Here is an 8,627-nt window from a genome sequence, read left to right as displayed (position 1 = left end):
GCTAAATACACCATTTCTTCAACATAGGTTAATTCAAGTAACCTGATAATGTACGCCATTAATTGATCGACAAATAAGCTACCGAGGTTCGGTAGCTTATTTATACGTATAATGGATCAGCTGAATTAGGATAGGACGTCCATTACACCTTGGTTATTCTTCACCAATAAATTTGACTTCTGTTTCCAAATTGACACCGAATTTCTCTTTAACCGTTTCTCTAACATGAGCGACTAATGCAATATAGTCACTTGCAGTAGCGTGATCTACATTTACGATAAACCCAGCATGTTTCGTTGATACTTCTGCGCCGCCGATGCGTACACCTTGTAATCCACTCTCTTGAATCAATTGACCTGCAAACCGATTAGGTGGACGCTTAAAGACACTTCCACATGAAGGATACTCTAATGGTTGTTTCGACTCACGTAAATGTGTTAGCTCATTCATCTTCTCTTTAATGGAGGAATGATCACCAGGCTTTAATGCGAATCTTGCTTGAAGAATGGTATAATCTCCACCCGCAAATACACTTTGTCTATAGCCCCACGTCATGTCCTCTTTATGTAAGGTCAATATATGACCAGTGGAATGCACTACAAGAGCATCTAGTAACACGTCTGCAACTTCACCACCATAAGCACCAGCATTCATATAAAGTGCTCCTCCAACGGTACCTGGTATGCCACATGCGAATTCCAGTCCGGTCAAATCATGCTGCAACGCAACTTGTGACACCTGTATAATAGATGCCCCGCTTTGAGCTGTCAAAGTATGTTCAGAAAGTGTAATTTCCTGTAGACTGGTCATTTGAAGCACGATCCCTCGAATACCACCATCTCTAATAACCACATTTGATCCATTCCCAAGTGTTGTAATCATCACATTATGATCTACTGCATATTTGATGATACTTTGAACTTCGTCATAAGTAGAGGGTACAACACGAATATCCGCGTTACCTCCCATTTGAGTATATACGTAGCCTTTTAAAGTTTCATGACACTGAATGATCGCATTCGGCACAAGTGTCTGTAAATCATTGTAAACCTGACTGATGTCCATTTCTGCACTCCTCTTCCACGTTAATCAATTCATTCATCTGTGGTATATCTTATATTAACATAACATGAGAAATGACGTTTAACTGTACAAGCTTTCATTGAAATGTGACAATTATGTAGAACATGAACAAAACTTTCAACACCTCAACTAAAGTGTATGCCAACGCTGTCATGTCATATACGTTTGGTTTCATACTTATCCTAATTGCGGTAAAATAATCATTGTTTTTATTAAGTAAACTGGAGGTCATCTCACATCAAATTCTATGAATCAGATCATATCCCATCACATTTATTCACTAGAAGTAAATTAAAAAAACTGGGACTTCGTCCTATTTCCCAACATGTTGGATTAGTGATGTATCCTCCACATCATAGAAGATATAAATTATTTAGCCTTGAAGATGTTCGGCCGATGGATGAAAATGCTGGATTTTCTTTATTGATTGAGGATACCTCTGACGATGCGCGTGAACGATTCGAAGATTTCGCCAAAAGATTCCGGGAACGAATTCGCAAATGAAAACTAAGCTTACTAGTAAATAAAAGAAGCTGTTCCGTAAGGTCTACTATCTGACCTTTTAGAACAGCCTTAATTTATTAAATACTAGTTATGGAAATCTAGTCCAGATTGAACGGGTTTGACATATCCAGCTCGGATGACGAAATCTCCGAAATGCTCGCCTACTTCACGTTCTTGTGCATATTGATGGAGCATCGGTTCTAATATATTCAGAATTTCTTCTTCTCCGATATTTTCACGATAAATTTTGTTCAACCGCTCACCTGCAAATCCAGCGCCCAGATACATATTGTACTTACCTGGAGCCTTGCCCATGAATGCAATTTCTCCAAGTGCCGGACGAGCGCATCCATTAGGACATCCCGTCATCCGAATGTTGATCGCCTCTTCACTCAATCCAACTTCCGCTAAGATTAGCTCTATCTTCTCTAATAGGGTTGGAAGATAACGCTCTGCTTCAGCCATAGCCATTCCACAAGTCGGGAATGCTACACAAGAGAGGGCATTTCGGCGTAATGCGGAATGATGTTTGCCATCTGTAAGACCATACTCTTTAATTAACTCTTCAATTTTACGTTTCTTCGCAGTCGTCACATTGCCGATTACGAGGTTCTGATTTGGGCTAAGACGGAAATCACCGGTATTAATCTTGGCTATTTCACGTAAACCAGTCATCAATGGGTATCCTTCTTGGTCTTCGATTCGACCACTTGGGATATAAAGTGTCAGATGCCATTTCCCGTTACTACCTTTGATCCATCCATAGCGATCCCCATTATGACTGAATTCATAAGGACGAGCTTCTTCGAGATTCCAACCTAGTCTAGTTTGCAGTTCATTAACGAACCAATCCATTCCATATCTGTCGATCGTATATTTGAATCGTGCATATTTACGGACAGAACGATTCCCGTAATCCCGTTGAATCATAACTGTCTTCTCCGCGACATCGATGACCTGTTCAGGTGTACAGAACCCAATAACCCTTGCCAATTGTGGGTACGTCTGAGTATCACCATAGGTCATCCCCATACCTCCACCGACAGCAACGTTGAATCCCTTGAGTTTTCCTTCTTCATAAATAGCAATTAGGCCAAGATCTTGGGAAAATACATCCACATCGTTAGTAGGAGGAACAGTCACACCGATTTTGAACTTACGTGGTAAATAGACCTTTCCGTAAATCGGCTCTTGCTCTGCTTCATCGGCATTACTATCCACGATCTTCTCACCATCAAGCCAGATCTCATGATAGGCATTGGTCTTCGGAGACAAGTGATCACTAATTCTTGTTGACCATTCAAATACTTCTGCATGAACCTCAGATTGATATGGATTCGGATTACACATAATGTTACGATTCACGTCACCACAAGCCGCTAGTGTCGTCAAGAGAGCATCATTAATCGTACGAATACTTTTCTTCAAGTTCCACTTCAGAATCCCGTGGAACTGAATCGCTTGGCGCGTGGTGATACGTATAGAACCTGTAGTATACTCCCGAGCAAGTCGATCCATCTCCAACCATTGTGCAGATGTGAGGACTCCCCCAGGGGCACGTATCCGCACCATGAATTGGTAAGCCGGCTCCAGCTTCTGACGATGGCGTTCATTACGCAAGTCCCGATCATCTTGCATGTAGCTGCCGTGAAATTTCATCAATCGATTCTCGTCCTCAGACATCGACCCGGTGATCCCATCTTTAAGTGCTTCTTCAAGTTCCCCACGTAAGTAACGGCTACGTGTCTTAATATCCTCTACGTCACTCGGCGGACCATCTTGTACCACTACTGTTTTGTTCTGAGTCATTGTTGGTTAGCTCCTTTCGATCTTAATATACGTCACGTTGGTAGCGCTTCTGTTGTTGCATATCATTCAGATAAGCTACGGCTTCTTCCGTACTCTTGCCACCTTCTTGTTCAAGGATCGTGATCAAGGTGTTATGAACATCATGTGCCATGTGTTTCTCATCCCCACAGATATATACCGATGCACCATTTTCCAACCATTGATAGAGTTCACGGCTCTTCTCAAGCATACGATGCTGTACATATACTTTCTTATCCGTATCACGTGAGAAGGCAACATCCATGCGAGTTAGAACACCTTCTTTAACCCACCGCTGGAAATCAAGTTGATAGAGAAAATCTGTTAGTAAATGCTGATCTCCATAGAATAACCATGCTTTCCCTTCCGCACTTGACTCCTCTCTTTCCTCAAGGAAAGCTCGGAATGGCGCAACGCCAGTACCTGGTCCAATCATGATAATAGGGGTATCCGAATTCGCAGGAAGCTTGAAATTAGGATTATGATGAATATACATCGATAATTGCTCACCCGGTTCTAATCGTTCTGCGCATTGTGTAGAGCAGACACCATAACGTTCCCTTCCATGTGATTCATATTGAACCGTCCGAATGGTGAGATGGACTTCATCAGGTCTAGCTTTTGAACTACTAGCGATAGAATAAAGACGAGGAGGCATCTTCCTAAGGATCGATACGAACTCTTGAACTGTGCCTTTCCAAGGAGAGAAATCCTGCACTAAATCTAACAAATCGCGTCCATCCAAGTAATTCCGAAGTTCCACTTCATGACCTGGTTCTACAAGTTCTTCCAACGATTTATTAGATGATAACTTCGCTGCTTGTTCCAATAGCGGTTTGGTCAATACTGTTATTTCAAAGTTATTTAAAAGCGCTTCGCGCAAACTCCGTTCCTCGCCCTTCTTATTAACAGACACGAGTTCCTCTGGCTTCCAGCCCATGTTCTCAATCAACGATTCCACTAAACTTAGAGAATTCTCTGGGTAAATCCCCACACAATCCCCTGGTTCATAATGGAAATTGGAACCCTCAAGAGATAGTTCTAAATGACGAGTCTCACGATCTGATCCACGACCATTAAGGTTTAGATTCTCTAGTACTTCTGCTTTAAAAGGTGAAGTTCTCGAATATGCTGATTGTTCTGCTACTGTCCCAGTTTCAGTAAGCGTAGTACCTTGAGCTGGACCCGTGGACTCTAACTTCTTATTCAAGTTAGCTAACACATTTTCAATCCAATCCGCTGCCGAGTCATCATAATCTAAATCACAATCAACGCGTGTACTAAGGCGTTTACCACCCAATTCCTCTAGACGCTTATCGAAATCCTTACCTGTCTGACAATAGAACTCATAGGAACTATCTCCTAAGGCTAAGACGGAGAACTGCAAGTCTTCTAATTGAGGTGCGCGTTTACTATGGAGGAATTCATAGAATGGAATTGCGTTATCTGGAGGTGTTCCTTCACCATGCGTACTCGCAACAATCAGTAAGTTCTTAACTTTCTTCAACGTATTGGATTTGAAATCACTCATTGAAGAAAGTGTAACTTGAAACCCTAATTGTTCTAACTTGATAGTAAGAGCTTTAGCTAAACCTTGGCTGTTTCCCGTCTGAGAACCGAATAGCACTGTCACTTCCCGAGAAATTGCAACAGGACTATCGGTAGTTATAACTGTAGTTACTTCTGTAGCCGTATGTAACGTGGTATTAGAATTTTGTGTTGCTGTAAAATATCCGCTTAACCAAATCTGTTGTGACTCCGTTAGTGTTGGCACAAGGCGATTAAGAAGTTCTACTTGCTCCTGACTAAATGGGCTATTCATGACCTGAAATTGCAACGTTATCCACCTCACTTAGGAATATAATCAATTATAAATCAGAGTATACACATCGTATTAATATATCACTTTAACCTACCATAATGTGACAACGTGGTCAATAAAAAGACATATACCGTAGCATATTGAACAAATAATGACAAAAAAATAAATGCCATTATATGATAATAATAGCATTTAATATTTATTGTAATACCTTATATTTCATTATAGATATAGGTCAACCACGAAGTCCAATAATAGTATTGCAATAAAATCATAAGTTTTCCTTATATAACGATGCGTGATGGTGTTAGTATGTGCGAACCTTCATCTAAAGATAGGATGACCGCGTTATGCTCAATATCATCACCCTCATCCCCTTTAACATCAATCTTAAATACATTGATTTCACGGAACAGTTTTTGCGAAATTTCATTAATTTGAATCGCTTGCTCAGCAATATTACTAATCGCACTATCCTGCTGTATACTTGAAGCGTTCACTTCCTGAACGCCTGCAGCAGTCTCTTCAGCAATAGAAGCTACACAATGAACAGATTCAGACAGTCTCGCATTGTTAGTCCGGGTCAAATCCACCTTATCGTGAATTTGTTCTATCTGCCTACTGATTTCTTCAATTGTATGATCTATGGCTTTAAAGGATGAAAGAGTCTCTGCTACTTGATGATCCTGTTCCTCTAGACTCCCTTTCGTTTCAAGCATCGATTTCTGGAAGTCTACCATTCCAGCTTGTAAATCATTAACTATTTTACCGATATGAACGGATGACGCTTTGGTTTGCACCGACAATTTCCTTACCTCATCGGCAATAACGGCAAATCCTTTGCCATATGCTCCGGCCTGTGCTGCCTCAATAGCCGCATTCAACGATAGTAAATTGGTCTGTGTCGAAATCTCCGAAATCGTATGCGTAATCCTTGATATCTGTTTCGATTGCTCCATAAGCTTGATTAAAGAATCATACACCTTAACGATTGAATCACGAGAATGCTCAGATACTTTCTGCAGATCTGTGACAGCTGCAAACCCTTTTCTAGTATTGTGATTAGCTGTTTCACTTGTTGCTACCATAACATCGGTATATTCCGAAATTTCATTTACTCCACGTTCCAATTCCTGAATTAAGCTTGCACTATGCTCTGATTGCTCCGCCTGTTGCCCAGCCCCTACCGAAATTTCCTGTATAGTCTGTACAATATCTAGATTCGTATGTGCTGTAATAGCTGAAGATTGTTGGAAGGACTGTGAATACGTTGCTAGTGAAGATGCCACGGACTGTGTTTGTTGCAGCATATCCCGAACTCTAATGACCATATGATCGAAATGATGACTCAGACGACCTAATTCATCATTATATGGAGAATTGATTTGATATCGCAAATCTCCTTCTGAAATCTTGAGTAATGCGGATTGTAGCTTATTTACCGGTAACAAAAAGGAACGTATAAGCACAATTGCAATGCTTAGCGTCATCAGAAATATAAACACCGCTGCATAAGCAGCAATGGAAGCTGTATCATCTAATAATTTAAAGGAACGTGCTTCCGCCTCTATTGCGTTCTCCGCTGCAGCTGTATACAATGTTCCATTCGTCTTAATCATAGCATTATTGATTACAAGTGCATCGGTATGTAGGCTGTCGATTTTTTCAAGGACCGTCAAAGGATCCAATTCTACATTTTCTAACGTAGTGGCTAATTCAGCAACGTTTTCCTTATATTTATCAGCTTGGATTTTCAATCGCTGTAAATCATTAAAAGCTTCTGAATCCATTTTAAAACTTACCTTATTTATTTCCGTATAAAGCTTCTTTTGTGTTTCTAAGAACTGCTCAACATATTCAAGGTCACTAGATTGCGAGAGTGAGGTTTCCAGACCATTTAACTCTTGAAGTATTTGGGTGATCTCAGCAACGGCAATTCTTTTTTCCATCTCTTTTTTTTGCGTTTCCATTGAAATCTCAACATGATTAATTTTAATGTTCTGGTAAAATGCCACTCCAAGAAAAATAAGAGCAACCATAGAGAAGCTTAGAATCAACTTCCATTTCATCGACAGGTGTAAGGTGCTTCCCTTCAAAAATATCATCCTCCAATTGTCCTATTGATTTGCTGTAGGACTTTTATACTAGCATCTTGATTGTAGGAGATAGATATTAAAGGGAATACATGATTGTGTAAACGCAGTGTAAATCGTATTGGGCGAACACTTAGTGTTTGAAAGATAGAATTATACTAATCTTTTTCAAAGGGCTCTTCTGTAATACGTTAGCGTAGTAAGCATTACAATTAACAGCAGTCCCATAACACTTAATAATGTAATGAAGACAATGATATTAAAAAATCCTGCAATGACTGTAGAAAGTGCCACGATCACAAGCAATACGACTAGCGCTAATACGGAGGCTTTATAAGCGATTAACTGTTCACGTTCATCATGTTCTTTAATGTATAACTTTTTCAGTGCTTCAGCATTCTTTAAACACGCTGTGTATTTTGAAATAATGTACAATAAAAACACCAGCAGACCTATAAAAACGCCTGTCTGAAATCCGAAAATAAAATCGGGTCTGGCAGGTAGTCGATCTCTCATAAATTGTAATATCACATTACTTAGCACCGTTATTACCATTACAATGGCTAATAATTTAATTCTTAATTGTATAGTTGCTTTGAACTTCTCCATCTCACATCTCCTCCAATTGGCTGAAATCAAATACTTCTTCAATGCTGAGGCTAAAATATTGTGCAATCTTATAGGCAAGGACTAATGATGCTGTGTACTTCTCACCTTCCAAGGAAGTAATGGTTTGCCTGGTCACCCCTACGGCTAATCCTAGTTCTTCCTGTGAAATACGATGTAGTTTACGTAGTTCTTGAATTCTGGTCTTCACAAGACATCCTCCCATATGCAAAGTTCACTTTACAAAATAAGTATAGCTAACTTTGCAATTTATGTAAAGCCTACTTTGCAATTGTAATCATATCATTACACTTTAATTCGAATTCTCCAATATACACTGGAATTAGTAAGCTTTATACCAAATTTAAAAGGCCGTTATTAAGAAGGTTATCCCTACAGGGATAACCTTCTTAATAACGACCTAGCTTAAACGTTTAATCTACCTTGATCCAATGACAAATAACAAATGACAAATGACTTCCATTAATGAAGAATTTACAACCATCGAGTCATTTATTATATCTTTCATTGTCGAGTTCATCTGATCAAGATGAGTCAACATCACTTCAAGCATATTCAATGCACTTTGCTGCCCATCAATCCAACGTTACTGAACCACTTGTATGATGTTCTGTATACAGTGCCTTCAATTACGTTTGCTAACATCTTTCAGTAATTCTTCGTCGGTTCCG

6 protein-coding genes are annotated in these 8,627 nt (G+C 39.7%); all 6 read right to left on the bottom strand.

Annotated elements, in window-relative coordinates; all coding sequences use genetic code 11:
- Positions 1 to 153 precede the first annotated feature (153 nt).
- Entirely contained in the window at positions 154 to 1,065 is a 912-nt protein-coding gene (murB, locus tag PBAT_RS04670) for a UDP-N-acetylmuramate dehydrogenase (RefSeq protein ID WP_068647069.1), read from the bottom strand.
- Between the two features lie 606 nt (positions 1,066 to 1,671).
- Positions 1,672 to 3,396 carry an assimilatory sulfite reductase (NADPH) hemoprotein subunit gene (gene cysI, locus PBAT_RS04665; RefSeq protein ID WP_068647067.1) on the bottom strand — a complete coding sequence of 575 codons (1,725 nt, stop codon included), beginning with the start codon at positions 3,394 to 3,396 and terminating at the stop codon, positions 1,672 to 1,674.
- A 22-nt stretch (positions 3,397 to 3,418) separates the two neighbouring features.
- Positions 3,419 to 5,251, bottom strand: a complete 1,833-nt coding sequence (locus PBAT_RS04660; protein ID WP_068647065.1) for an assimilatory sulfite reductase (NADPH) flavoprotein subunit — start codon at positions 5,249 to 5,251, stop codon at positions 3,419 to 3,421.
- A gap of 269 nt (positions 5,252 to 5,520) precedes the next feature.
- Entirely contained in the window at positions 5,521 to 7,305 is a 1,785-nt protein-coding gene (locus tag PBAT_RS04655) for a methyl-accepting chemotaxis protein (protein WP_169810079.1), read from the bottom strand.
- A gap of 192 nt (positions 7,306 to 7,497) precedes the next feature.
- A complete protein-coding gene (locus tag PBAT_RS04650) occupies positions 7,498 to 7,938 on the bottom strand; it encodes a hypothetical protein (RefSeq protein ID WP_068647060.1) in 441 nt (146 codons plus the stop codon).
- 1 nt (position 7,939) lies between these two features.
- Complete coding sequence (locus PBAT_RS04645; protein ID WP_068647057.1) at positions 7,940 to 8,146, bottom strand: helix-turn-helix transcriptional regulator; 207 nt, start codon at positions 8,144 to 8,146, stop codon at positions 7,940 to 7,942.
- Between the last annotated feature and the right edge of the window lie 481 nt (positions 8,147 to 8,627).

The organism is Paenibacillus antarcticus (genome assembly GCF_001637225.1).
Classification (GTDB): domain Bacteria; phylum Bacillota; class Bacilli; order Paenibacillales; family Paenibacillaceae; genus Paenibacillus_AQ; species Paenibacillus_AQ antarcticus.
The sequence above is the reverse complement of the archived record's forward strand: the minus strand, read 5'-3'. Positions and strand labels throughout refer to the sequence as shown.

Bases quoted from the DNA above. Each gene is read 5' to 3' on its own strand.
- cysI (WP_068647067.1), bottom strand. From the start codon at position 3,396: ATGACTCAGAACAAAACAGTAGTGGTACAAGATGGTCCGCCGAGTGAC.
- murB (WP_068647069.1), bottom strand. From the start codon at position 1,065: ATGGACATCAGTCAGGTTTACAATGATTTACAGACACTTGTGCCGAAT.
- PBAT_RS04655 (WP_169810079.1), bottom strand. From the start codon at position 7,305: ATGAAATGGAAGTTGATTCTAAGCTTCTCTATGGTTGCTCTTATTTTT.
- PBAT_RS04650 (WP_068647060.1), bottom strand. From the start codon at position 7,938: ATGGAGAAGTTCAAAGCAACTATACAATTAAGAATTAAATTATTAGCC.